Annotated in this window: 22 protein-coding genes and 1 pseudogene; 7 read left to right on the top strand and 16 right to left on the bottom strand. The window is 64.2% G+C overall.

Annotated elements, in window-relative coordinates; all coding sequences use genetic code 11:
• Window positions 1-38: 38 nt before the first annotated feature.
• The 5 genes from I6A82_RS06305 to dapA form a co-directional block, all read right to left on the bottom strand.
• Window positions 39-2,396: a hybrid sensor histidine kinase/response regulator gene (locus tag I6A82_RS06305; RefSeq protein WP_198095523.1), complete on the bottom strand. Its 2,358-nt coding sequence runs from the start codon at window positions 2,394-2,396 to the stop codon at window positions 39-41.
• Window positions 2,397-2,474: 78 nt separating this feature from the next.
• On the bottom strand, window positions 2,475-4,574 hold the full coding sequence (locus I6A82_RS06300; RefSeq protein ID WP_198094183.1) for a M13 family metallopeptidase: 2,100 nt from the start codon (window positions 4,572-4,574) through the stop codon (window positions 2,475-2,477).
• Window positions 4,575-4,732: 158 nt separating this feature from the next.
• Complete coding sequence (locus I6A82_RS06295) at window positions 4,733-5,329, bottom strand: DUF2062 domain-containing protein (RefSeq protein WP_232343329.1); 597 nt, start codon at window positions 5,327-5,329, stop codon at window positions 4,733-4,735.
• Window positions 5,322-5,804, bottom strand: coding sequence for an SsrA-binding protein SmpB (smpB, locus tag I6A82_RS06290; RefSeq protein WP_187335609.1), 483 nt, complete (start codon window positions 5,802-5,804; stop codon window positions 5,322-5,324). Before smpB ends, I6A82_RS06295 begins: the two co-directional genes overlap by 8 nt.
• Window positions 5,805-6,028: 224 nt before the next feature.
• Complete coding sequence (gene dapA, locus I6A82_RS06285; protein ID WP_198095521.1) at window positions 6,029-6,904, bottom strand: 4-hydroxy-tetrahydrodipicolinate synthase; 876 nt, start codon at window positions 6,902-6,904, stop codon at window positions 6,029-6,031.
• Window positions 6,905-7,008: 104 nt separating this feature from the next.
• Here dapA and I6A82_RS06280 point away from each other — a divergent pair, with 104 nt between their 5' ends.
• Both I6A82_RS06280 and I6A82_RS06275 read left to right on the top strand, forming a co-directional pair.
• Window positions 7,009-9,261: a lytic transglycosylase domain-containing protein gene (locus I6A82_RS06280; RefSeq protein ID WP_198094182.1), complete on the top strand. Its 2,253-nt coding sequence runs from the start codon at window positions 7,009-7,011 to the stop codon at window positions 9,259-9,261.
• 11 nt (window positions 9,262-9,272) lie between these two features.
• Window positions 9,273-9,782: a GreA/GreB family elongation factor gene (locus tag I6A82_RS06275; protein WP_198094181.1), complete on the top strand. Its 510-nt coding sequence runs from the start codon at window positions 9,273-9,275 to the stop codon at window positions 9,780-9,782.
• 16 nt (window positions 9,783-9,798) lie between these two features.
• On the opposite strand, the gene I6A82_RS06270 is transcribed toward I6A82_RS06275, so the two are convergent.
• From I6A82_RS06270 to aspS, 3 genes are all read right to left on the bottom strand, one after another.
• Window positions 9,799-9,993: a hypothetical protein gene (locus I6A82_RS06270; protein ID WP_187335606.1), complete on the bottom strand. Its 195-nt coding sequence runs from the start codon at window positions 9,991-9,993 to the stop codon at window positions 9,799-9,801.
• 46 nt (window positions 9,994-10,039) lie between these two features.
• Entirely contained in the window at window positions 10,040-10,846 is an 807-nt protein-coding gene (locus tag I6A82_RS06265; RefSeq protein ID WP_198094180.1) for a polyphosphate kinase 2 family protein, read from the bottom strand.
• A gap of 69 nt (window positions 10,847-10,915) precedes the next feature.
• On the bottom strand, window positions 10,916-12,733 hold the full coding sequence (aspS, locus tag I6A82_RS06260) for an aspartate--tRNA ligase (protein ID WP_198094179.1): 1,818 nt from the start codon (window positions 12,731-12,733) through the stop codon (window positions 10,916-10,918).
• 268 nt (window positions 12,734-13,001) lie between these two features.
• Here aspS and rnd point away from each other — a divergent pair, with 268 nt between their 5' ends.
• Window positions 13,002-14,174, top strand: a complete 1,173-nt coding sequence (rnd, locus tag I6A82_RS06255) for a ribonuclease D (RefSeq protein ID WP_198094178.1) — start codon at window positions 13,002-13,004, stop codon at window positions 14,172-14,174.
• Window positions 14,171-14,491 carry an I78 family peptidase inhibitor gene (locus tag I6A82_RS06250; protein ID WP_198094177.1) on the top strand — a complete coding sequence of 107 codons (321 nt, stop codon included), beginning with the start codon at window positions 14,171-14,173 and terminating at the stop codon, window positions 14,489-14,491. Before rnd ends, I6A82_RS06250 begins: the two co-directional genes overlap by 4 nt.
• Before the next feature lie 133 nt (window positions 14,492-14,624).
• Here I6A82_RS06250 and I6A82_RS06245 read toward each other — a convergent pair whose 3' ends face one another.
• The 4 genes from I6A82_RS06245 to I6A82_RS06230 are packed head-to-tail and all read right to left on the bottom strand — an operon-like array spanning window position 14,625 to window position 20,182.
• The gene (locus tag I6A82_RS06245; protein ID WP_332310941.1) at window positions 14,625-16,118 is read right to left on the bottom strand and encodes a Ppx/GppA family phosphatase; all 1,494 of its coding nucleotides are present in this window, start codon (window positions 16,116-16,118) and stop codon (window positions 14,625-14,627) included.
• Window positions 16,115-18,280, bottom strand: a complete 2,166-nt coding sequence (locus tag I6A82_RS06240; RefSeq protein WP_198094176.1) for an RNA degradosome polyphosphate kinase — start codon at window positions 18,278-18,280, stop codon at window positions 16,115-16,117. The genes I6A82_RS06245 and I6A82_RS06240 overlap by 4 nt, the downstream gene beginning before the upstream one ends.
• A 1-nt stretch (window position 18,281) precedes the next feature.
• Window positions 18,282-18,884 (bottom strand): DnaA/Hda family protein, encoded by a 603-nt coding sequence (locus I6A82_RS06235; protein ID WP_198094175.1) that lies wholly within the window; start codon window positions 18,882-18,884, stop codon window positions 18,282-18,284.
• A 17-nt stretch (window positions 18,885-18,901) separates the two neighbouring features.
• A complete protein-coding gene (locus I6A82_RS06230) occupies window positions 18,902-20,182 on the bottom strand; it encodes a heavy-metal-associated domain-containing protein (protein WP_232343328.1) in 1,281 nt (426 codons plus the stop codon).
• 62 nt (window positions 20,183-20,244) lie between these two features.
• Between I6A82_RS06230 and purM the strand changes: the two genes are divergently transcribed.
• From purM to I6A82_RS06215, 3 genes and pseudogenes are all read left to right on the top strand, one after another.
• On the top strand, window positions 20,245-21,351 hold the full coding sequence (gene purM, locus I6A82_RS06225; protein ID WP_198094174.1) for a phosphoribosylformylglycinamidine cyclo-ligase: 1,107 nt from the start codon (window positions 20,245-20,247) through the stop codon (window positions 21,349-21,351).
• Window positions 21,352-21,383: 32 nt separating this feature from the next.
• A pseudogene (gene purN, locus I6A82_RS06220) lies at window positions 21,384-21,947 on the top strand (phosphoribosylglycinamide formyltransferase); the annotation flags it as partial.
• A gap of 30 nt (window positions 21,948-21,977) precedes the next feature.
• Window positions 21,978-22,634: a YoaK family protein gene (locus I6A82_RS06215; RefSeq protein WP_198094172.1), complete on the top strand. Its 657-nt coding sequence runs from the start codon at window positions 21,978-21,980 to the stop codon at window positions 22,632-22,634.
• Between the two features lie 9 nt (window positions 22,635-22,643).
• On the opposite strand, the gene I6A82_RS06210 is transcribed toward I6A82_RS06215, so the two are convergent.
• Genes I6A82_RS06210 through I6A82_RS06195 form a run of 4 tightly spaced genes read right to left on the bottom strand, consistent with a single transcriptional unit; the run spans window position 22,644 to window position 25,222 of the window.
• Window positions 22,644-22,802 carry a DUF2256 domain-containing protein gene (locus I6A82_RS06210; protein ID WP_198094171.1) on the bottom strand — a complete coding sequence of 53 codons (159 nt, stop codon included), beginning with the start codon at window positions 22,800-22,802 and terminating at the stop codon, window positions 22,644-22,646.
• A gap of 11 nt (window positions 22,803-22,813) precedes the next feature.
• A complete protein-coding gene (ndk, locus tag I6A82_RS06205; RefSeq protein ID WP_187335595.1) occupies window positions 22,814-23,236 on the bottom strand; it encodes a nucleoside-diphosphate kinase in 423 nt (140 codons plus the stop codon).
• Window positions 23,237-23,286: 50 nt separating this feature from the next.
• Window positions 23,287-23,763 (bottom strand): DNA polymerase III subunit chi, encoded by a 477-nt coding sequence (locus I6A82_RS06200; protein ID WP_198094170.1) that lies wholly within the window; start codon window positions 23,761-23,763, stop codon window positions 23,287-23,289.
• A 10-nt stretch (window positions 23,764-23,773) separates the two neighbouring features.
• The gene (locus I6A82_RS06195) at window positions 23,774-25,222 is read right to left on the bottom strand and encodes a leucyl aminopeptidase (RefSeq protein WP_198095518.1); all 1,449 of its coding nucleotides are present in this window, start codon (window positions 25,220-25,222) and stop codon (window positions 23,774-23,776) included.
• Window positions 25,223-25,337: the final 115 nt, after the last annotated feature.

The following is a 25,337-nucleotide window of genomic DNA, read 5'->3' as shown; positions in this document are numbered from 1 at the left end:
AGTAGGGAACATACGAATGGGGCGCAGGCCGCGAAGGACTACTTTCTCGCCCGTTCTTTCCGCAACACATCGCCCACCGCTTCGGCGATCTGCTGCACGCTGAAGGGCTTGGGCAGGAAGGCGACATTGTCGAGATCGATACTCTGGCGTAGCTGTTCCTCGGCATAGCCGGACATGAACAGGATCGGCAGATCGGGCCGCTTCTTGCGCAATTCACGCGCCATGGCGGGGCCATCCATGTTCGGCATCACCACGTCCGACACGATCAAGTCATAGGCCCGGCCCTGCGCGAAAATCTCCAGCGCTTCCTCCCCATCGCTCGCGGTTTCCACGGTGTAGCCCTGCCGCGTGAGCGCGCGTTCGGCCACGGCGCGCACCATGTCCTCATCCTCCACCAGCAAGATCGTGCCGGTGCCCCAGGTGTCCTGCGGTTTTTCCTGCGCCTTTTCGATGCGCCGTCCGGTTTCGCCCCGCGCGGTCTTATGCACCGGCAGAAACACCTCGAACCGCGCGCCGCCGCCCTTCACGTTGCGCGCAAAGATATAACCGCCCGATTGTTTGACGATGCCGTACACGGTGGACAGGCCAAGGCCGGTGCCCTTCCCCATTTCCTTGGTGGTGAAAAAGGGTTCGAAAATCTTGCCCAGCACATCCTTCGGAATGCCGGTGCCACTGTCGGTGACCGAGAGGCGGATATAGTCCCCTTCCGGCAACACATCGCTCTCCATCGCGCGCACATCGGCGGGGCCGACGGCGGCGGTCTCGATCGTCACCGTGCCGTTCTTCGCGCCGGAGCGGCGCACGGCATCGAGGATCGCATCGCGCGCGTTAACGCCCAGGTTCACGATCACCTGTTCCAGCTGCCCCGGATCGGCGCGCACGGGCCCCAGGCCCCGCCCATGCCGCACTTCCAGCTTCACCTGCTCGCCCAGCAGACGCTTCAGCAGGTTCGATACGTCGGAGACCAGATCGGGCAGCTGCAACACCTGCGGGCGCAGCGTCTGCTGCCGCGAGAAAGCGAGCAGCTGGCGCGTCAGACTGGCGGCGCGATTGGAGTTGTTCTTGATCTGCTGAATGTCGTCATAATGGCTGTCGCCCGGCGTCAGGCGCAGCAGCATCAGATCGCAGTGGCCGATGATCGCGGTCAGGATATTGTTGAAATCATGCGCCACGCCGCCCGCCAGCTGGCCGACCGCTTCCATCTTGGTCTGCTGCGCGATCTGGCGCTTCAGCTTGGTCTCCTCGCCCGAATCCTTGAGGGAAAGCATGACCGCGGCCTCGCCGAGACCGCGCACGCCCGAAAGCGTAAGTGAGAGCACCTCGTCCGGCCGTCCGTGCGGGCGCACCGCCAGGTCTCCGCTCGTCAGCTGGCCACCGGCATGGCGGCGCACCGCATCGGCCAGCGCGCCCTTGTCCTCGCGGATCACCAGATCGCCCGGGTATGGCGGCAGGCTGCCATCGGCGAGGCCGGCCATTTTCGCAAAGCTGTCATTGGCGAACAGGAAGCGCCCGTCGCGGTCCAGCAGGGCAAGGCCCAGCGGCAGATTGGCGAGCAGGTTCTCGACATGCGCAAGCGCGGCCGTGCGATCATGAACCGCGCCGTCATCGTCGCGCAGCAGAACAAGCGCGGGGCCATCATCCCGGTCCGCCTCGATCGGCAGATGGACCAGCCGCAGCGGCACGCCGCGCCGCCCTTCGGTCTCGAAAAAGATCGCGCCGCGTTCGTCCGACCGCAGATAGGATGCGAAATCGCGTCCCGTCAGGTTTGCCGCGCCGTCGCCCGTCGCGCGCAGGGCAAAGGCGCTATTGCAGGCGCGGATCCGGCCTTCGGGGCCAAGCGTGACCGCCATGAGGCCGGAACGGGCGAGCAGATCACCCAGATTGCCGGAAACGAGCTCGGCCGCTTCCACTGCAAGGCTGCGGCGCAGAAACGGCTCGAACTGCCAGACCATATAATCGTCGCTCGCGCCCGACCGGCGCAGCGCCACGCGATATTCGGCGGCGCCGCGCGACAGCATCGGCAATTCGGAGCGGCCATCGCGCCAGGCGGCGCGCAGCGCGGCGGCGATGTCTTCGGCACCCTTACCGTCGAACTGGAGCGCCGCCGGTGGACGCGGCCCACCCATCCAGCGAGAATAGAGATCGTTGGCGCAGACCAAGCGCCCGGCACGGTCCGTGATAGCCAAGCCGAAATCGGCGAAGTCGGCGGCGGCATGGGTGACGGACCAATCCGGCGGCAGCACGTCCTGACGCGGGGCATGGTCCACATTCTGGCGGAAAAGCAGCGCAAACGCGCCCAGGCACGCCATGCCCGCAACAAGCCCGGCGGCCAGCACGACGCTGTCCGTTGCGGCCCATAAACAAAAGGCGGACAGCGCCAGCGCGCCGCCCACCATCAAGGATAAGGGGAGCCGGGCCGCGGCATCGAAACCGCTTGTCGCTGCCTTGGCTCCCCCGTCGTTCAAATCAGTTCCTTACCAGATGCGCACCCGCTGATCCGGTGCGAGATAGAGCTTGCTATCAGGCTGCGGATCGAAGGCGTCATACCATTTGTCAAGGTTGCGCACGACCCATGCGCGCTGCTGCGACGGGCTGTGCGGATCGGTGTTGAGCCGCTGCGAGAGGTTGGCCTCGCGATAATTGCGGCGCCACACCTGCGCCCAGCCGAGGAAGAAGCGCTGATCGCCGGTCAGACCGTCGAGCACCGGAGCTTCCTTGCCGTTCAGCGAATGGCGATAGGCGTCATAGGCCACGGTGAGGCCGGCAAGGTCGCCGATATTCTCGCCGAGCGTGAACTCGCCCTTCACATGTTCGCCGGGCAGCGGTTCATATTCGTCATACTGGGCGACGAGCGCCTTGGTCGCCTTGTCGAACGCGGCGACGTCTTCGGGCGTCCACCAGTCGGACAGGCGGCCGTTCTCGTCATATTTCGAGCCCTGATCATCGAAATGGTGGCTGATCTCATGGCCGATCACTGCGCCGATGCCGCCATAGTTGATCGCCGGATCGGCATTGGGATCGAAGAAGGGCGGCTGCAGGATTGCGGCCGGGAACACCACTTCGCTCATGCCGAAATTGGCGTAAGCGTTGACGGTTTCGGGCAGCATGCCCCATTCCCAGCGGCGGATCGGCTCACCGAGCTTTGAGATATTGTCGGCATATTGCCAGTTGTTGCCGCGGATCTGGTTGCCGAACAGGTCGTCCGACGTGATTTCCAGATCGCCATAGTCCTTCCAGCGATCGGGATAGCCGACCTTCACCGTGAAGTTGGCGAGCTTGGCCAGCGCGCGCTCCTTGGTTTCGGGCTGCATCCATTCCAGACCCTGGATACGGCGGCCCATCGCGGCGAGCACATTGTCGACCAGCTTGTTCATCGCCGCCTTGGTTTCCGGCGGGAAGTAACGCGCGGCATATTCCTGGCCGACTTCCTGGCCCAGCACGTCCTCGGTGAAACCAACGCCGCGCTTCCAGCGCACTTCGCGCTCGGGCGTGCCGTTCAGCGTGGTGCCGTAAAAATCGAAGCTTTCATTAGCGATCGCTTCGGGCAGAACGTCCGACAGATTGTCGAGGCTGCGGATCATCAACTGATCCTTCAGCACGCTCATGTCCGCATCGCCGATGATGCGGGCGATGCCCTGCACCGCGCTCGGCTGCGCCACAATCAGTTCCTGAATCTTGGGGCTGGTCTTCTGCAGCATCGCGGCAAGATCGAGGCCGGGTGCCATCGCCTGCAGATCGGCCACGCTCATCTTGTTATAGGTCTTGGTGGCGTCGGAACTGTCTTCCTTGTTCCAGTGCACCTCGGCGATTTTCTTCTCCAGATCGAACACCCCCTGCGCACGGGCGGCGGCATTGTCCTCACCCGCCAGTTCGAACATCTTCGTCAGATGCGCGATATATTTCGTGCGGATGTCCTGAAAACGCTCGGAATCGCCCAGATAATAGTCCCGGTCGGGCAGGCCGAGGCCGGCCTGATACATGTTGAAAATGTAGGTGTCGGGGTTCTTGTCGTCCTGGCCGACATAGCCCGCAACCGGCCCGCGCACGCCGTTCTTGGCGGCATCGACCAGCAGCAGCGCATAGTCTTCCTTGTTCTGCAGACCATCGATCTGGCTCAGCCAGGGCTGGATCGGCGCGAGGCCCTTGGCCTCCACCGTGTCGGTATCGAGATAGCTAGAGAAAGCCCGTCCGATGCGGCTGTTCGGGTCCATCTTCGCCTGCTCGAGCACATTCTTCACGCGCTCCTGGCTGAGATCCGCCAGCGCGGTGAACATGCCGTAATTAGACTTGTCGGCTGGAATCGCAGTGGTTTCGGCCCAGCCGCCATTGGCATAGCCGTAAAAATCGTCACCGGGACGGATCGAGGTGTCCATGCCTTGCATATCGAACCCGAAATCGCCGATTTCCGCCTTACCATCGGCGCGGTTCGCCTCTGCCGAGGCATCAGCATCGGCGGACAAGGCGCTTTCGGCCTTGGACTCAGTGTTCGCGCCGGCCTGCTGTGCGGCGGCGGGATTTGCGGCCAGCGCCAGCGGAGCGGCGGCCAGAAGAAGCATGGTGCGCAATGCAGTCATATTCGATCCTCGGTGAATTATTTTGTTGTCGGCCCCGATGAACCGGGAACCGATGCCGCGCAAGCCATGCGGCCTGCCAATCGGCGGACGGCGAAAATCAGACGATAAACGACGGCGGTTTACGCCAGGCTGAACGGATGCAGGAGCAACACCGGCCTCTATTGGGCAGCGCGTTCGCGCTCCCGCTCGCGTTGCCGGCGGCGGATGGCATAGGCGCGCAGACGCCCACGCCGTTTCTTGCCCTGCTTGAGACGCCAGGCGAAGCTCGCCAGCAAATAGCCGACCGAGGCGAACAGGATGCCGAGCACAACCATGCCAAAAGCGGTCACCCCCGCCTCGCGCAACAGCCAGCTTAGCCAGCGGCCGAACTCGCTCTGCACCTGATTGTTGAGCGGCGCGCCCACCGTCATCGCATCGATGCGCAGGATAAACCGCCCCAGCTTGTTCGCCACCACGACCCAGAAGGGATAGGTGATCGGGTTGGTGATGAATGTGGTTGCCGCCGCGATCGGCACATTGGCACGGATCGGCCATGCCAGCAGCGCGGCCGCGAAGATCTGTCCCACCGGAATCCAGAACCCCGCCAGCATGCCCAGCGCGATCCCGCGCGGCACGGATCGGCGGGTGAAACGCCACAGATCCGGCCGCATCACGCGATCGGCGAAAGGTTTCAGGAAGCGATTGCGCCCCATCTCGTCACGCGTAGGCATTTTCATGCCCAGCCGATGATGCAGCGGGCGCTTTTCGTCAGCCATGCTGACGCATCAGGCGGCCCTGTTCCCGTTTCCAGTCGCGTTCCTTCTCGGTCGCGCGCTTGTCCGGGGCCTTCTTGCCCTTGGCGAGCGCCAATTCGACCTTCGCTCGCCCGCGCGAATTGAAGTAGATCGACAGCGGCACCAGGGTCATGCCCCTGCGCGCCACCGCGCCGTAGAGCTTCTCGATCTCGCGGGCATGCAGCAGCAGCTTGCGCGGCCGCTTGGGCTCATGGTTGAAGCGGTTGCCGTGGCTGAACTCGGGAATGTTGGCGTTCACCAGGAACACCTCCTCATCGCGCACCTCTGCGAAACTCTCGGCGATCGATCCCTCGCCGAAGCGCAGCGACTTCACCTCGGTGCCGGTGAGCGCAATTCCCGCCTCGAACGTTTCATCGATAAAGAAATCGAACCGCGCGCGCCGGTTCTCGGCGACGGTCTTGGCTTTATCGAAGGTGGTGGGGCGAGGTCGGGCCATGGGAGGGGGCGTATATAGGAAGGTTGCAGCGAATGCGAAGGGGCGTTTGCGATCCGGGCAGGAAAGTTCGGTGCCGATCGAAAACCGCAGCGCCAAGCCTGCCGAACGGCGCCTTTCCCGAACGAGCAGCGTCGTGAATACAGCGCACCGTCTGCGCCTCTGACAGGCTCAGAACTTACGGATCCGTATCTGTTGCCCCCTCCCGCTTGTGGGAGAGGAGAAGGTCAGGTCAACCCGGCATGTTCCAGCGCCGCGTCGATCGTGCGGCGGGCTTCCTCGCGCGGCTCCAGAATCGGCAGGCGCACTGCAGTGGGGAAATCCGGCCGCACACGCGAAACCGCATATTTGGCTGGCCCCGGAGAGGTGTCGCAGAACATCGCGCTGTGCAGCGGATAGAGCTTGTCCTGCAATTCCAGCGCGCGGGCATAGTCTCCGGCAAGACAGGCATTCTGGAAATCGGCGCACAGCTTCGGCGCCGCATTGGCGGTAACGGAAATGCAGCCTTGCCCCCCCATCGCCATGAAGCCCAGCCCCAGATAGTCGTTGCCCGAAATCTGCGCGAAATCGCTGCCGCAGGCGATGCGCTGGCGCGGAATGCGCTCCATGTCGGCAGTAGCGTCCTTAACGCCGACGATGGACGGCAGCGCGGCAAGCTTCGCCATCGTCTCCACCGAAATGTCGACCGCGGTGCGCCCCGGAATATTGTACACCACGATCGGCAGATCGCAGCCCGCCGCGACATGTTCGAAATGCGCCAGAATGCCATCCTGGCTGGGCTTGTTATAATATGGCGGCACCATCAGCCCGGCATCGGCGCCCGAATCCTTGGCGCGCTGCAGGTTGACGAGCGCCACCGCGCTGTCATTGGAGCCACAGCCGGCGATCACCGGAACGCGGCCCGCCGCTTGCTCCACGCACACGCGCACGACGTTAAAGTGATCGTCGATCGTCTGGGTCGCCGCCTCTCCGGTGGTGCCGCAGGGGACAAGCGCGTGGCTGCCACTCTCGATCTGCCACTCGACGAATGCGCGAAACGCCTCCTCGTCGAACGCTCCGTCGCGAAAGGGCGTCACCAGAGCGGGAATGGAGCCGGAAAACATTGATCGGATTCTCCCGAAAGGGCAGTGCATGAAGATCAACGGCGCGGCGCGCAGTTCGCGCCCGCCATCCCCGTTCAGCGCCTGATAAGGAGCCAAGCCCTATCATGTCCAGCATGGTAAAGCGTCTCTCCGTTCCCCTCGCCCTCCTCTGTTCCACCAGCGCCATGGTGCCCGCCTCCGCGCAGCAGCAGCTCGTGCCGGAAAGTTTTGCCGCGCGAAAGAGTGGTGCGCCAACCTCGCTTTTGCCGGCTGCACGGCAGGCCGCGCAGCAATCCGGTGGTGGTTATCGCAGTTCTCCGGAGTTCGGCGAGCCCAAGCCGCTTGCGCCCGCACCCGGCCAGCAGGCGCAGTCCACGATCGACTGGACCCCGCCGACGCAGCAGGTCCAGCAGCAGGCGCCTGTTCCGGCTCAACCGCAGCAGCCGACGGTTCAGCCGCTCGATCCCGCCGCTGCGTCGCAGCTTCAGCAGCAGTGGGATGCTGCAGCCGCGCAGCTTGCCGACCCGAGCCGCGGCAACATTCCTGCCGCCTTTCAGCGTTGGAAGGCCCTGAGCCAGAGCGATAATCTGGGCTTTGCCGATTATGCCGGCTTCCTGATGAGCTATCCCGGCTGGCCAGGTGAAGAGCGGATGCGCAAGAATGCCGAGCAATCGATCGAGCTGGGCAATTATTCGCCGTCGCAGCTTATCGGATTCTTCCAGCGCTTCGAGCCGGTGACCAATACCGGCCGCGCGCAATACGCTATCGCGCTGGCCAATAGCGGAGACCGCGTGAGGGCGCTCGACTGGGCGCGAAAGGCATGGACCGGCGGCCCGCTGTCGGACACCGCCGAGACAACGCTGCTCGGCATGTTCGGCGCACAGTTCACGCCGCAGGATTATGACCGGCGCATCGATTCGCTAATTTGGGCGGGCGCGACTGGCGATGCGGGCGATCTGCTTGCCTATGCGACGCCCGAAAAGCGCCAGCTGTTCATGGATCGCCTCGCGATCAAAACCGGTAGCGGGGACCGCGCTTCGGCGCTGGCCCGCAATAATCAGGCCGCGCTCAGCGATCCGGGCTACCTGACCGACCGCGCCACCTATGGCCGCGCCAATGGCCAGAGCTGGGAAACGCGCCAGCTTCTCGCCAATCGTCCCAACCTCGCCAGCTATCCGGAAGACCCGGAGGAATGGTATGAAACGCTGCTCGTCAACGCACGTGCGGCGGAGAACGACAACCAAAACGAGCTGGCCTATCGTATCGCCAGCCGCGTCGAAGATGCCTTTCCGCTGGGCACCGACATCACGGCGCAGCCGCTTGGCGTGCGCGACGACTATACCAGCCTCACCTGGCTTGCCGGGCAGACCGCTTATTACAAGCTGGGCCGACCCAAGGATGCCGCGCGCATGTTTGCGCTTTACGGTGCTGCCGCACGCTCACCGCAGACTATCACCAAGGGCCTCTACTGGGCGGCAAAGGCTTCCCAGCAGGCCGGTGACATGGCCGCGGCCAACCAATATTGGGAGCAGGCCGCAAAATATTACGACCATTTCTACGGCCAGCTCGCGCTCGAAAAACTCGGCCGACCAATCCCGAAGGTGACGAAAGACGTCGCCAAGCTGACCGCATCGGGCAAGCCCGATTCCCGGCCGATCTACATGGCCGCACAGGCCGCCGGGCAATATGGCAGCTGGCAGGATCAATCGACCTTCCTGCGCGCCATCGCCAACGAGGCAAAGAGCGAGCAGGAGCATCTCGCCGCGGTCAACCTGTCCACCTATCTCGGGCGGCCCGACCTTGCCGTGATGGCGGGCCGGAACGCGCGGGTGAACGAGCTCGACGCCCTCATCCCCTTCGCCTTCCCCACCGTGCCGGTGCCGGGCGAGGAAGCCTATAACTGGACGATGGTCCACGCCATCGCACGGCAGGAAAGCCAGTTCGACCGGGAGGCGCGCAGCCATGCCGGGGCGAGCGGCCTGATGCAGTTGATGCCGGGCACCGCGCGCGAAGTCGCCGGGCGGCAGAACCTCAGCTATTCGCCGAGCGCGCTCACCAGCGATCCCAGCTACAATATCCGCCTCGGCTCCAGCTACTTCCAGCGCATGCTCGATTATTATGACGGCAATTATCCGCTGGCCGTGGCGGCTTATAATGCAGGGCCGGGGAACGTGAACAAGTTCATCCGTGCCAATGGCGATCCCAGAAACGGCGGCGTGGATATCGTCAAATGGATCGAGGAAATCCCGATCTACGAGACCAAGAACTATGTCCAGCGCGTGCTCGAAAACGCGGTCATGTATGATCAGCTTTATCCTGAGCATGCGCGCTTCGGCAGCGGCAAGACACGCACGATCAGCAATTATCTGGGAAACTGAGCGTCGTTTCCATGAGCGAGCGTACCAACCCGATTACGCATGCGGGCTATGCGGCTCTGCGCGCGGAATATGAGGAGCTGTTCCAGGTCGAGCGGCCCAAGCTCGTCGAAACGGTGAGCTGGGCCGCCGGCAATGGCGACCGCAGCGAGAATGGCGACTATATTTACGGTCGCAAGCGCCTGCGTGAGATCGACCGGCAGTTGAACCGCCTGTCGAAAAAGATGAAGCGCGCTCAGCCAATCGACCCTTCCGAGCAGCCGGACCGCAGCCGCATCTATTTCGGCGCCACGGTTGAGCTGGCGGACGAAGACGATGAGCGCCGCACGGTGACGCTGGTCGGTGATGACGAAGCCGACCCCGGCGCGGGCCGCATCGGCTGGAGCAGCCCGCTGTCAAAAGCGCTGCGGCGCGCGGCGGTGGGCGATCTGCGCGTGGTACAGCTTCCCGCAGGCCCGAAAGAATGGGAAGTGATGACGATCAGCTATCCGGCCGCGGGCGACAACATTGGCGGAGCAGCTTGAGGAGGCGGCGAAAGCCTCAAGCCTCTTCCCCGGTTGCTTTCTCCCACGCCACTTTCGCGCCCTTCTGCACGGCATAGCCGATTGCAAAGGTGACGATTACCGGGAACACAACTTTCACCGCTTTTTCGGCAACAGCGCCCCAGAGAGCGCCTTCCACGCCGCTATCGCCGTCCTGCCTGTCGATAAGTGCGCCGATGATGGATCCGAGCATGGGGGTCTTTCTGATCTGAGATTGATCCCAGCAAAGCGTCGGAAAGCTATTTCGGTTCCGCGCGGCCCTTCTCGTTCTTGCCCCAGCCGAGCGCCTTTTTCGCCGCCTTGGCGACCTGTTTATCAAGCTCGGGAAAGTCCACTGGCAAAGCAGCGTCCAACCGATCCGCCACCGTGGTCAGTGCGGCAATGCGCGCGGCTTTCTTGTCATTCCCGTCGACGACGGTCCACGGCGCCCAGCGCGTGTCGGTCCGCGCGAACATGTCGTGCATTGCCGCCAGATAGTCACCGCGCTTCTTGCGGTTGCGGAAATCGTCGGTGGTGATTTTCCAGCGCTTATGCGGCTTTTCCAGGCGATCGATAAAGCGCCGGTCCTGCTCCTCCTGCGTCACGTGGACGAACAGCTTGATCAGGATCGTGCCCAGATCGGTCTGGCTCGCCTCGAACTCGTTGATCTCGTCAAAGCCCCTCGTCCACTCCGCCTCGCTCGCAAAGCCTTCGACACGTTCCACCAGCACACGGCCGTACCAGCTCCGGTCGAAGATCGACCAGTCGCCCGCGCCCGGCAGATCGCGCCAGAAGCGCCAGAGGAAATGACGCTCCCTCTCCGGCGGGGTGGGCGCGGCGATCGGGAAGACTTCGAAATAGCGCGGATCGAGACCGGCGGTCAGGCGCTTGACGATGCCGCCTTTGCCCGCCGCGTCCCAGCCTTCCAATAGCAGGATCGCGCGCTTGCCGTGCACGATCATTCGCGCCTGCAGCCGTGCAAGCCGATCCTGCAAATCTTTCAGCTCATAGGAATAGTCGCCCGCCAGGGGCTCGCCGCGTTCGTAATCGGACAAGTCGATCGTCATGCCGCGCTTTTAAGCAAGCCGCCGCGGCCGCGCCAGAGCGTTGCCGCGGCTGTCCATGGGAGGGACGGATCAGTCGCCGATAATATCGGTGCGCGTGGTCTCTCCGGATTCCGCCTTGGGCTGTTCCATCAAGCGGATATGCACGTCGCGCAGCTGGCGCGGGCTGACCGCGGAGGGCGCGCCCATCATCAGATCCTGCGCGCGCTGGTTCAGCGGGAAGGCGATCACTTCGCGAATATTCGGCTCGTCCGCGAGCAGCATAACGATCCGGTCGATGCCCGGAGCGGAGCCGCCATGCGGAGGGGCGCCCAGCTTGAACGCCTCGATCATGCCGGAGAAGTTCGCGTCGACATCTTCCTTCGTGTAGCCCGCGACCTCGAACGCCTTGTACATGATGTCCGGACGGTGGTTCCGGATCGCGCCCGAGCTCAGCTCATAGCCGTTGCATACGATGTCATACTGCCAGGCCAGGATATCGAGCGGATCCTTGGTCTCCAGCGCCTCCATCTCGCCCTGAGGCATGGAGAAGGGGTTGTGGCTGAAATCGACCTTTTTCAGGTCTTCGTCATATTCGAACATCGGGAAGTCGACGATCCAGCAGAATTTGAAGCAGCCCTGCTCGATCAGCTCCAGCTCCTCGCCCACGCGGGTACGCGCGGCACCGGCCAGCTTGGCGGCTTCCTTTTCCTTGCCAGCGGCGAAGAACAGGCCATCATTCTCGCCCAGGCCCAGCTCGTCGTAGAGCGCGGCCATCTTGTCCGGCCCGTGATTCTTCGCGATCGGCCCGCCGAAATCGCCGCCCTTGCGGGTGACATAGCCGAGGCCGGCAAAACCTTCCTTGCGCGCCCAGTCGTTCATATCGTCGAAGAACTTGCGGCTCTTGCCTTCAGTGTTCGGCGCCGGGATCACGCGCACGCGGCCACCGCCACCCACGATCTTCTCGAACAGGCCGAAGCCCGATTTTTCGAAGTGCGAGGTCACGTCGCTGATGATCAGCGGGTTGCGCAGATCGGGCTTGTCGCTGCCATATTTCAGCATCGCTTCGGCATAGGGAATGCGCGGAAACTCACCGGCGGGCGTCACGCTCTTGCCGCCTGAGAATTCCTCGAACACGCCGGCCAGCACCGGCTCGATCGCCTGAAACACATCTTCCTGCGTCACGAAGCTCATCTCGAAATCGAGCTGGTAGAACTCCGGGCTGCGGTCGGCGCGCAGATCCTCATCGCGGAAACAGGGCGCGATCTGGAAATAGCGATCGAACCCCGCGACCATCAGCAGCTGCTTGAACATCTGCGGGGCCTGCGGCAGCGCGTAGAAGCGGCCCGGATGCAGGCGGCTGGGCACCAGATAATCGCGCGCGCCTTCGGGGCTCGACGCGCCCAGGATCGGCGTCTGAAATTCGGAAAACCCCTGGTCGGTCATGCGTCGGCGCAGCGAGGTGATGACCTGGTTGCGCAGCATGATGTTGGCATGAACGCGCTCGCGTCGCAAATCGACGAAGCGATATTTAAGGCGGATGTCCTCGGGATATTCCTGCTCGCCGGCCACCGGCAGCGGCAGCTCGTCCGCGGCGGACTGAATGGTCACATCGCGCGCGAAGACCTCGATCTCGCCGGTCGGCAAGTTGGCGTTCATCGTGCCTTCGGCGCGGGCCTTTACTTCGCCGTCGATCGTGACGACGCTTTCCACGCGCAAGCGATCTAGGATCGGCAGCGCCGGGCTATCTTCGTCCGCGACGATCTGCGTCATGCCGTAATGATCGCGCAGATCGACGAACAGCACACCGCCATGATCGCGCTTGCGGTGCACCCAGCCGGACAGGCGGACGGTCTCACCGACATCGGCGGCGCGGAGCTGGGAGCAATTATGGGTGCGATAGGCGTGCATGGCGTGATACCGTTCAGGATAGTTTGAAATCGGCGCAGATGTGTTGCGCAATATGCGGGCGCTAACACAGGGCCGAGGGCATAATGTCAAGCGTCCCGCCCCGCGCGCGCGCCAAATCCGGAAGTCCTGAGCCTGTCGAGGGACGTTTCTCCTCCTAGCGCTGCATCCGATAAGCGCCCTTCGACAGGCTCAGGGCTACGGGAGTGGGGTGAACTGCATGCATGCCACTAGGCACTCCACCTTAAGCTGTGTAAGCCTTGCGACACTCATGAAAATACATCCCCTGATCACCCAGTCCGCCCCGCTTGCCGAACTTTGCGAGCGTCTTGCCAAGGCCGATTTCGTTGCCGTCGACACCGAGTTCATGCGCGAGAACACCTATTATCCGCTGCTTTGTCTGGTGCAGATCGCGGATGACAAGGAAGCCGCCGCGATCGATCCACTGGCCGACGGCATCGATCTGAAACCGCTGTGGGACCTCCTCGTCCACAATGAGGACGTGCTGAAAGTCTTCCACGCCGGCGGGCAGGACGTCGAGATCGTCTACAACCACGCCGGCGGAACTCCGCATCCCATGTTCGACACGCAGATCGCTGCGATGGCGCTGGGTCAGGGCGAGCAGATCGGCTATTCCAACCTTGTTTCGCTATGGCTCGGCCACACGCTGGACAAGGGCGCACGCTTCACCGACTGGAGCCGCCGCCCGCTCGACAAGCGGCAGATCGATTATGCGATCGGCGATGTGACGCATCTGTCGGAAATCTTCCCGATGATGCTGGAGAAGCTGAAGGAGACGAACCGCGGCGTCTGGCTGAACGGAGAGATGGAGCGGCTGACCGATCCGGCGAATTACGCCAATGATCCCGAGGAAGCCTGGAAGCGCGTGAAGATCCAGTCGCGCAAGGCCGATGTGCTGGGCCGCCTGAAGGCGCTGGCTGCCTGGCGTGAGCGCGAGGCGCAGGACAAGGATTTGCCGCGCGGGCGCATCATGAAGGACGAGACGCTGGCCGATATTGCCGGCCATCCCCCGCGCGAACAGAAGGATCTAGCGAAGAAACGCGGGCTGTCCGGCGCTTGGGCAAATAACGACATCGGCCGCCGCATGATGAAGGTGCTGCAATCGGCCGAGCCGCTCGATTCCGACGACATGCCCGATCGCAAGAACCGGCAGGGGCCGGGCAAGGACGGCGCGCTGGTGGCGGACCTTCTGAAATTGCTGCTCAAGATCCGCTCGCGCGACATCGATGTGGCCTCACGCCTGATCGCCAAGGCGGGCGATCTAGAACGGCTCGCCGCGGGCGAGCGCGATGACATGCCGATGCTGGAAGGCTGGCGCTACGAACAGTTCGGCCGCGATGCACTGGACTTGGTCGAAGGCCGCCTTGCCTTCGCGGTGAAGAACGGGAAGCTGAAGATGACGCGCACGGAAGACAGCGAATGACGCGCGTCATCCTCCTCGCCCCTTTCCTGCTGGGAGCCTGCGCGATGACACAGGATGGCGCCCGCCTGCCCGGCGACACGACGGCCGAAGTGCCGATGGACGAGGCTGGCGGCTTCGCCTGCCAGGCGGAGGCTGCGGCCGAGCTGATCGGTGAACGACCCAGCGAAGAACTCGGCCAGCGCGCGCTGAACCTTAGCGGCGCGCGGAGCCTGCGCTGGATCGGCCCAGGGATGATGGTGACGATGGATTTCCGCGAAGACCGCCTGAACATCCGCTACGATGAGGATTACCGGGTGACGGGCATCGATTGCGGTTGAGGGAGCTCCCCTTTCTCCGATTTCCGTAGCCCTGAGCCTGTCGAAGGGCGTCTATTAGGTACGGCGTTAGGCATAAACGTCCTTCGACAGGCTCAGGACTTATGGGCTGGGTTTCCAGGCCGCATCGTTCTTTTCACCGAACCGCAGCCTCCAACCCCATATAGCTCGCCAGCTGGCCAAGGCGCTTTTCCACCGTTTCGGAGAGCAGCGCGTCGGCAGTGGCGCTCAGGACCAGCCGGTCGCCCTCCACCCGGATGCCGCTTTCCTTCAGCGGCGCGGCCATGCCGGCGCTGATCCGCTGCGCAAGTCGCATGGCGAGGCCCCAGGCGATGGCGCGTTCGATTGCTCTCGCCCCCGCCAGAGCGCCGCCGCCAGGAAAGACCGACGTGCCCCCGCCGAAGCTGGTATAAAGCGCCTGCCCCAGCATTTCGCGCCCCGCGCCGTCGATGCCGACCCAGTTCCCGTGAAGCCCCGCCTCAAGACCACGCTCGGCCCGGAAATCCGGGTTCGCGCGCCACGCGACATCGCCAAGGTTACAGGCCGCGCGGCGCAGACGCTGCCATTCGGCGCTGTCGCTCTCGAACAAGGGCGCGATCCATTCATCAACCGCGATGCCGTGCAGCGGAAAGCGCCCCTCTGCCCGGCCCATGTCCGCTGTTCCGGCGAGCAAAGGATCGGCGCTACGCATCTGCGCGTCCAGCGCGTCGAAATGCGTGCCCTCACGCACGCCGAAGGCGGAAATCAGGATGGTACTGGGTTTCAGTTGCTCCACCAGCAGCGCCAACAGTCTGCTCGCCTCGCGCATATAAGGCACGCGGCTCGATCCGACGCCGGGCACCTTGCCGATCTCCGCCGCGTCCATGGCCGCAACCCTATCGGCGAGCTTCACGGCGCGCGCCGGCGCGATCTCATAATGATGGACCACGCGCAGCGGCCAGTCGCCAGCCTCCATGTCGATACGCGCCAGCGATCGCCAGCTTCCACCGACAAGATACAGCGGCATCGGCTTGTCCTTGATGGCAAGATCGCTCTCGGCAAGGGCCTTGCCGAAGCGCTTGGCGAGCGCGCCCGCGCCCTTGTCCAGGATCGGCTTGGCGCGCAGCACGCCGAAGGGCAGCGAAAGGCCCTGCTTCACCTGCCCCTTGCCGATCCGGGCAATCTCCAGACTGCCGCCGCCCAGATCGCCGACCCAACCTTTGGCATCCGGAAAGGCGGCGAGCACGCCCATGCCGGCGAAATAGGCCTCTTCCTCGCCGCTCAGCACCCGCGGTTCGAACCCGTACGCGCGGGCGCCTTCCAGAAACTGATCGCCATTTTCGGCATCGCGCACCGCAGCGGTGGCAATCACGTCCACCCGCTCCACCTCAAACCGGTCGCACAGCAAGCGGAAGCGCGAGAGGGCACGCAGCGCACGCGCGCTCGATTCCTCGCCGATCCGGCCCGTTGCCGCCAAGTCGCCGCCAAGGCCCGCCATTACCTTCTCGTTGAAGATCATGGAGGGCGCGCGCGGATGGCCGGAATGCACCACCAGTCGCACCGAGTTGGAGCCGATGTCCACCACTGCCGATCGCATGCTGGGCGTTGCCGCGGCTTCGGGGGCGGCGGCCTTGCTGCGGCGAAGGATCACTTGGGCTTGCGCCGGTCGAGCCGCAGCTTGGGCACCGATTTCGATTTCTTGAGCGCTTTGCCGCGCCCGGACAAGGAGGGGTTGGTCATGAAATACTGGTGCAGGTTGAAGCGCTTGCCCTCCGGCTGGACGCGTTCATACTGCCCTTCTCCATCCATTTCCCAGCTCTGTTCATTATCGATCAGATTGGCGACCATCACCTGATCGAGCACCTGGTCATGCACGGTGGGGTTGGCAATCGGCATCATATATTCCACGCGCCGCTCCAGATTGCGCGGCATCCAGTCGGCAGAGCTGATGAACAGCTTTGCGCCGTCATTGGGCAGCGCGCGGCCATTGGCGAAAGCCCAGATGCGGCTGTGTTCCAGAAAGCGCCCGATCACCGATTTCACGCGGATATTTTCCGAAAGGCCGGCGATGCCGGGCCGCAGGCAGCAGATGCCGCGCACGACCAGATCGATCTGTACGCCCGCCTGGCTTGCCTCATATAGCCGGTCGATCATCTGCGCATCGACCAGCGAGTTCATTTTGGCCCAGATTGCAGCGGGCTTGCCTTCTGCGGCGTTCGCCATTTCAGCCGCGATCAACGCCTCCAGATCCTGCCGAAGATCGACCGGTGAGATCGAGATGCGGCTGAGCTCGCCCGGTTCGACATAGCCGGTGATATAGTTGAACAGCTGCGCGGCATCATGCCCGGCAGCCGGATCGGCGGTGAAATAGCTGAGATCGGTGTAAATTTTGGCGGTGACCGGGTGATAATTGCCGGTGCCGAAATGGCAGTAGGTGCGGTAGCCGCCCTCTTCCTTACGCACGATCATGGTGACCTTGGCGTGCGTCTTCCACTCGATGAAACCATAGACCACCTGCACGCCCGCGCGCTCCAGCTGCGCCGCCCAAGCGAGGTTCTGTTCCTCATCGAAGCGCGCCTTCAGCTCCACTACCGCCGTCACGGACTTGCCTGCCTCCGCCGCGTCAATCAGGGCACGGATGATGCGCGACTGGCGCCCCGCGCGGTAAAGCGCCAGCTTGATCGCGACCACATCGGGGTCGGACGCCGCCTGCTCGATCATGGCGACCACCACGTCGAAGCTTTCATATGGGTGGTGGACGATGATGTCCTTCGCCTGGATCGCGGCGAAGCAATCCCCGTCATATTCGCGGATGCGCTCCGGGAAGCGCGGGGTAAAGGCGGGGAATTTCAGGTCCGGCCGGTCCTCATTGCACAGGATCGCCAGATCGCTGATGCCGATAAATCCGTGGACGAGCGCGCGGGAGGAGCCGACGACGAGGAGATCCTCACGGATCGTGGCCGACACGGCATCGGGCAGGCTGTCGTTCAGCTCCAGCCGGATCACCTGGCCCTTGCGCCGCCGCTTGATCGCGCTCTTGAAGTAGCGGACCAGATCTTCGGCCTCTTCCTCCACTTCGATATCGCTGTCGCGCACGATGCGGAATGTGCCCGATCCGATCAGATCATATCCCGGAAAAAGCCGTTCCACGAAGAACAGCACCGTATCCTCTATGGTAACGTATCGCGCCGCGCCCCCTGGCACGCGCAGGAAGCGCGGCAATGCGGCGGGGATCATCAGCAGTTCGCGGATCGAGCGACCATCCTTCTGCCGCTTCATATCCAGCACGATGCTCAGCCCCAGATTGGGAATGAAGGGGAAAGGATGCGCCGGGTCCAGCGCCTGCGGCGTCAGGATAGGGAAAATCTGATCATTGAAATGATCGCGCAGCCAGGCCGCGCCCTCTTCGTCCAGCGACGACGGCATGACCACCGCGACGCCCTCTTCCTCCAGTGCGCCGCGGAGAAATTCCCACGCCTGCTGCTGCGCCTGCATCAGCCGGTCGCTCTGTTCGTAAATCGCCTCAAGCTGCTGGGCGGGGGTCAGGCCGTCGGGCGAGCACAACTCCACCCCCTGCGCCACCTGCCCGACCAGGCCCGCGACGCGGACCATGAAGAACTCGTCCAGATTGCTACCGGAGATGGAGAGGAAACGCAGCCGCTCGATCAGCGGATGGCTGGGGTTGCGGGCCTCCTCCAGCACGCGTTCGTTGAATTTCAGCCAGCTGAGTTCGCGGTTGATGTAGCGCCGCGCGCCTTCCGGCGGATTGGGGCTGGGCGGCGTCTTCCGGAACTTCGCGTCGCTTTCAGCCATCTCAGATATCCAACTCGTCCTGATGTTCGAACAGATTGCGCGCCAGCTTCATGCCCACCGGGCCGCCTTGTTCCAGCGCGCGGGCATTGGCTTCGCGAACGAATCGCTCGGTCGCGGCGTAGCTGCGGTCGATGCGCTTCACGATATAAGAGAGCGTCTCGTCGGTCGCCCCGGTTCCCGCGCGCGCCAGATGAAGCCGCAGTAGTCCCTCCAGCATCGCATCGTCCGGCTCAGCCAGCTGGGTCAGTTGCATCGCGGCAAGGCGCGATCGCAAGTCCGGTAATGCGGTGCCCCATTCGCCCGGCGGCGTGCGTGCGGTAAGGAGCAGCGGCTTGCCCGCCCCCTTTGCCGCGTTCCAGGCGTGGAACAGCGCCTCGTCCTCCCACTGATCGGCATCGTCGATCGCAGTGCCGGAGTGGCTGACTTCGAAATGCGCGGCCATCAGGCTCTTGCCCGATCGCGGCGGTCCGGAGAGGATCACGCCGCCCTGCGGCCAATAGCTGTGATTTTCGATCAGTCCCGCCGCCCCTTCATTGGCGGGCGTAACGATCAGTTCCGTGCCGCTACCGGCGGACCAGTCCAGGGGAAGCGCGATCTGCCGCATCGCCGGGCCAGCCTCGCCTAGCGGCTGATCCTGAGCGCGCCGCCCGCATCCTGGACGGTGAAGCCGCGCGCCGCCAGTGCCGCGCGCAAGGCATCGCGGTCTCCGGCAAAGGTCACCCGCATGACGGATGTACCACCCAGTGCCAGGCTGGACGTGGTCGCGCCCTGCACGCCCGGTGCCCCGCGCACCGCGGCCTCGGCGGCGGTCACGGCGGATGCATCGGGCGTTGCGAACTGCACGTTGAAGCTCTGCATCGACGGTGCTGCCGCCGGAGTAGCCGCGGCTGTACCGCTTGGCGGGGGCGGGCCGATCGAGGGCACATAGTTGTCGTCACCCGGCCGGCTCGGCCCGCTGTCCACGACCGGTGCCGGTTCTTCGAGATCGATCAGCTCGCTCTCGTCCACCGGTTCCTGCACGATCAGCGACTTGTCCGGTGCCAGCATGCCGGCGGCCAGGGCGCGCTCATAGATTGCATTGATGCGGCGCACGCCCTCGTCCATCATCTTGGCGATGCCGCCGGGGCCGGACGTGCGCAGCCCGAAGCTTTCCAGATAAGTGTTGTCCGGGCCGTAGCGCGCGGTGAAGGTCGCCTCCACCGGGCCGCCGGGCCACTGCCGCTCGATCCGCACGATCGGGATCAGGATGTCGGCCGCACCGAACTGATCGAGCAGGGCGCGCCACCAGATACGGCTGCGCCGGTCGATCTGCCCCGCCGTCAGCACCAGCGAATCGCCGCCGCCGCCATAAGGCCGGATATAGTCGATCGCGCTTTCGGACGTGCGATAACGCGCCCAGGCGCGCTGCCAGTCGGTGCGCTGTTCGAACACCATCGGCGCGCCAGCGTTGATTGTCACCGGGATGATCATCAGCGGCGCGGAACGGGTCACCTTGCCGCTGACGCCCAGCAACTGCCCTGCCCGTGCCCGGTCGAACACCACACCCAGGCGCGCGACATAGCGGCGCGGGCCGATCTCCTCTTCCTCCACTACAATGGCGGAGACCATGTCGTTGAGCCGCGAATCGGGCAGGCTGGACTTCTGCCCGCCATGGGTGCGCGCCCACAATTTGGCCCAGCCGAGGCGCTGCGCCTCCGCCCAGCCATTGCGGCGCGCGTCCTCTGCATCCTTGCCGGTGACGTTCACCTCGATCCCGCTCACCTCGAAATCCCCGGTGGAGGCGATCGGTGGAACGCCGCGCTCCGGCCCTTCGATCTGCGCGTAGACGAGCGCGGAGGAACCGGCGAGCACTGTGGCCGCGGCGGCGATCATCCATTTACGGGGGGGACTGGGCAAACGCATCGGCGCTCTTTTGGCGACTGAAGCATGGAATTCCAAGCGCGATCTGGCTAGGCGCTCAAAGGATGAGCGACACAAACGACCCGTCCGCCCCTTATAGCTACGAACAGTCCGGCGTTTCCATTGCCGCCGGCAACGCGCTGGTGCGCGCCATTGCGCCGCTCGCTCGTGCCACGGCGCGGCCCGGCGCGGACGCCGATCTGGGCGGTTTCGGCGGATTTTTCGATCCGAAGGCGGCAGGGTTCAGCGATCCGCTGCTGGTTGCCGCGAACGACGGCGTGGGCACCAAGGTAAAGCTCGCCATCGATCATGACCGGCACGACGCGATCGGCGTGGATCTGGTGGCGATGTGCGTCAACGATCTGATCGTGCAGGGCGCAGAGCCGTTGTTCTTCCTCGATTATTTCGCGACCGGGAAGCTGGATCAGGGCGTTGCCGAGCGGGTCGTTTCCGGAATCGCGGACGGCTGCAAGCTGGCGGGATGCGCACTCATCGGCGGCGAAACGGCGGAAATGCCCGGCATGTATGCGGCGGGCGATTACGATCTGGCGGGCTTTTCCGTCGGCGCGGTCGAGCGCGGCGAGCAGCTTACCGGAGAAGCCATTGCGCCGGGCGACATCATTCTGGGGCTGGAAAGCTCGGGCGTGCATTCCAACGGCTTCTCGCTGGTCCGTCGCCTCGCCGCCGACAAGAACTGGGATATGCATGCGCCCGCGCCGTTCGATGACAGCCGCAGCCTGCTCGATGCCCTGATCGCGCCCACGCGCATTTATGTGAAGGCGCTGCTGCCGCTCCTTCGCGAAGGCCATATCAACGGCCTCGCCCATATCACCGGCGGCGGGCTGCTGGAAAATATCCCGCGCGTGTTGCCCGAAGGATGCCGTGCAATGATCGACGCCGGTGCCTGGGACCAGCCGGACCTGATGGCATTTCTGCAGGAACAGGGATCGATCGATCCGGGCGAAATGGCCCGCACCTTCAACTGCGGCATCGGCATGGCGGTGATCGTGCGCGAGGACCGCGCGGGCCGCGTGACGCAGGCGCTGGAAGACGCAGGTGAGACCGTTCACGCCATCGGCCGTATTGGCGCTGGCAAGCGCGGCTGCCGCATCGGCGCCGCCCGCGGCGACTGGGGCGCGAGCGCCGAATGGGAAGCCGCGCATGATGCCTGAGACTGCGCGTCCCTCCATGAGCGTTCTGTACCGTGGCCGGTAAGGCCAAAGTCGCCGTCCTGCTGTCGGGTCGCGGCTCGAACATGGCGGCGCTCCTCTATGCGGCGAAGGCTGCGGACTGCCCCTATGAGATCATTCTCGTCGCCTCCAATGATCCCGAAGCGCCCGGCCTGAAGCTTGCCGCGGCGGAAGGCATCGCCACCTTCGCGCGTCCGCACAAAGGTTTGGCCCGCGCCGATCATGATGCGATCATGGACGCAGCCGTGCGCGAGGCGGGCGCCGACTATATCGCGCTCGCCGGATATATGCGCATCCTTGGCGAAGCGTTCGTGTCCGCCTGGAAAGGCCGGATGCTGAACATCCACCCATCCCTGCTGCCCAAATACAAAGGCCTCCACACCCATGAGCGCGCGCTGGAAGCGGGCGATGCCTTTGCCGGCTGCTCGGTCCATCTCGTCAACGCCGGGGTCGATGACGGGCCGCTACTCGCGCAGACGCAGGTGGCCATATTGCCGGACGACGATGCGGACAGTCTGGCCGCGCGCGTTCTGATCGCAGAACATCAGCTCTATCCGCGCACGCTCGCCGCCTATGTCGGTGGGCGCTTGGAACAGGGCGGCTGATCCTTGGCCGACGCGCGCAGGAACCTTCCGGCGGCCGCAGTTCTGACGGCACTGGCGGGCTATGTCGATGCAACCGGCTATCTGGTGACCGGCGGATTCTTCCCTTCGTTCATGAGCGGCAACTCGACGCGGGCGGGCATCGGGCTAGCGGAGCAGTCGAGCGCGGCGGCGATCGCGCTGATGTTGATCGGCTCCTTCGTACTCGGCGTAATTGCCGGCACGGTGCTGCGGATCACCGCGCGCAAGCATATCGCGAGCCTTCTGTTGATCGGGATCGCAGCCTGTTTGGCGGTAAGCCAGCTGCTGTTCGATCATGACTGGAAAATGGTCGGCGTGGCGATCATCGCTTTCGGCATGGGCGCGGAAAATCTCGTTTTCGAACGCGACGGCGAGGTGCGCTTCGGCATCACCTATATGACGGGGACGCTGGTGAAGATCGGCCAGCATATCGGCCGCGCGCTGGGCGGAGGGCCGCGCTGGGACTGGCTGCACTATGCAGCGCTCTGGATTGCTATGCTGGCGGGCGGGGCGAGCGGCGCGCTTATCTATGCGCACTGGAGCTTGGATGCTCTGTGGGGGCCGGTCGCGACGCTCCTGATTCTCGCCTTCGTGCTGCGCCATCATGACGAACAGGACGAGAGCGGCGAGACCGACCGCTGAGGCCGGGTTCTAGCTGGACGAGAAACGCGCCGAACCGCGGCAGCGCTTCGAGCAATATTTCACCTCGTCCCACACATCCTTCCACTTGCGACGCCAGGTAAACGGGCGTCCGCAGGCGGCGCAGGTCTTGGTGGGCAGGTTCGCCTTTTCGACGCGCTTGCCCACCATGATCCGGTCGATCAGCCGACGATTTCGTCTTCGGTGAAGAAGAACTTGATCTCGTTCGCGGCGTTTTCTTCGCTGTCCGAGCCGTGGACGGTGTTCGCCTCGATGCTTTCGGCCAGTTCCTTGCGGATGGTGCCGGCTTCGGCGTCGGCGGGGTTGGTCGCGCCCATGATGTCGCGGTTGCGCTTTACGGCGTCTTCGCCTTCGAGCACCTGCACGACGACGGGGCCGCTGGTCATGAACTCGACGAGCTCACCGTAGAAGGGACGCTCTGCGTGGACGGCGTAGAAACCCTTGGCCTGCTCCTCGGTCATCTGGATGCGCTTGGACGCGACGACGCGCAGCCCGGCGTCTTCCAGCATCTTGGTGACCGCGCCGGTGATGTTGCGGCGGGTGGCATCGGGCTTGATGATCGAAAAGGTGCGGGTAACCGCCATGATGAACTCCTGAGATTTTAGGGATTGGTCTTGAAAGATTGAGCGCGCCCCTAGCGCCCGCGCACGCGGGTGGCAAGCGGCGCGCTTCCGGCCGCCCTCGTCCAGCGGCGGCCGTCCTGTTTCCAGTAATGGCATTGCCAGCCTTCGCGGGCGGACAGCGCCTTCCAGGCGGCGCGGGCACCTTCGATCTTGTCCGGTTCGAAGAGGAAGAAGATGCGCTGATAGCCGTCAACGCCCTCACGCCAGTCGCCATCGGCGATTGCGCAATATTGCGCGCCGTTGCCGCCGATAACGCCCGAGCCGAGCAGCACGGGCTGCGCCGCCTCATCGCAGGAGCCGACTTCGCCATGCGCCAGAAAACTTTCCGGAGACGCATTCCATAGCGCCTCGGACAGCGCATCGCGCGCTTCCTCGCTGGCGTGCGCAATGTAAACGCGGTGCCCCTCGGCAAGCGATTTCTGGACCAGCACCGGCAGGATCGCCGCAGCGGGATCACGCGTGAGCTGATAGAAATCCACCTGGGGCACCGCTTTTGCCTTACCCCTCGAAATTGTCCGCGATCAGGCGATCGAGCAGACGCACGCCGAAACCGGTCGCGCCCTTGGCCGCCGTGGCGCTGTCCTTATCCGCCCAGGCCATACCCGCGATGTCGAGATGCGCCCACTTCACGCCATCCTGAATGAAGCGCTGCAGGAACTGCGCCGCGGTGATCGAACCGGCAGACCGCGGCCCCACATTCTTCATGTCGGCGATCGGACTGTCGAGCAGCTTGTCATAGGCCTTGCCGAGCGGCAGACGCCACAGCGGATCGCCCGACGTCTTGCCCGCCGCGGTCAGCTTGTCGGCCAGACCGTCATCGTTCGAGAACAGGCCCGCCTGCTCATGGCCGAGCGAGACCAGCATCGCGCCGGTCAGCGTGGCGAGATCGACGATATATTCCGGATCGTAGGTTTCCTGCGCCCAATGCAGCGCGTCGCACAGCACCAGCCGACCCTCGGCATCGGTGTTGATCACTTCGATCGTCTGGCCGCTCATGGAAGTGACGACATCGCCGGGGCGCTGAGCCTTGCCGTCCGGCATATTCTCTACCAGGCCGCAAATGCCGATCACATTCGCCTTGGCCTTGCGCCCGGCAATTGCGGTCATGGCACCGGCAACAGCGCCCGCACCGCCCATATCCCACTTCATGTCTTCCATGCCCTGCGGGGCCTTCAGCGAAATGCCGCCGGTATCGAAAGTAACGCCCTTACCGACAAACACGATCGGCTTCTCGCCGTCCTTGCCGCCCATATATTCGAGCGCGAGCAAGCGGCCCGGCTTCTCCGAACCCATCGAAACGCCGAGCAGCGCGTTCATGCCGAGCTTTTCCATCTCCGGCTCATCCAGCACGCGCAAGGTGACACCGAGCGGCTCCATCTTGGCACGCGCACGCTCAACGAAGCTTTCCGGATAGATGATGTTGGCCGGCTCCGACACCAGCTCGCGCGTGAAGGCCACGCCCTCTGCAATCGCGTCGAGGCGCGTCCAGCGATCCTCGGTGCCGTCCGGCGCACCGACCAGCGTCAGCGCGGTCAGGCTGGGCTTTTCATGATCCTTCAGTTGTGTGCGATAGGTATCGATCCGCCAGCTGCGCAGCTTCGCGCCATAGGCAATCTCGGCAGCCTGCTCGGCGCTCAAGCCGTCGGCCTTCAGCGAGGCATGCTTCGCGCCCGAAGTGAGCAGCTGCGCGCTGATGGCGCCGCCCGCCTTGTCGAAACCATCCTTGCCGGTGCCGACCAGGAGCACGCGCACGGCGCTGCCATCTTCTTCGGCGAAAGTGGAGAAGCTCTGCCCGGCCTTGCCCTCGAAACGGGCGGACTTGGCGGCACCTGCCACCATTGCGCCCTGCGCAATGCCTAGAGCACCGGCATCCGCGCCGCCCTCACCTACGGGAATGACGAGGACGTCGGCGTCTTGCGGGCGGTCTGCGGAAAAGCGGATATCGATCAAGGTTTAATCCTTCTGGTACTGAATTCTGCTGTCTATGGACTCAGACGGTTCACGGCCCGCGACGGTTCCACCTCGCGCATTGCGGGATCGGGCGCGCTGGTGCAAGGGGTGC

Origin of the sequence: Novosphingopyxis sp. YJ-S2-01 (assembly GCF_016093175.1) — a bacterium.
Taxonomy (GTDB): domain Bacteria; phylum Pseudomonadota; class Alphaproteobacteria; order Sphingomonadales; family Sphingomonadaceae; genus Novosphingopyxis; species Novosphingopyxis iocasae.
Note: the sequence above shows the minus strand (reverse complement) of the source record. Positions and strands in the feature narration are given on the sequence as shown.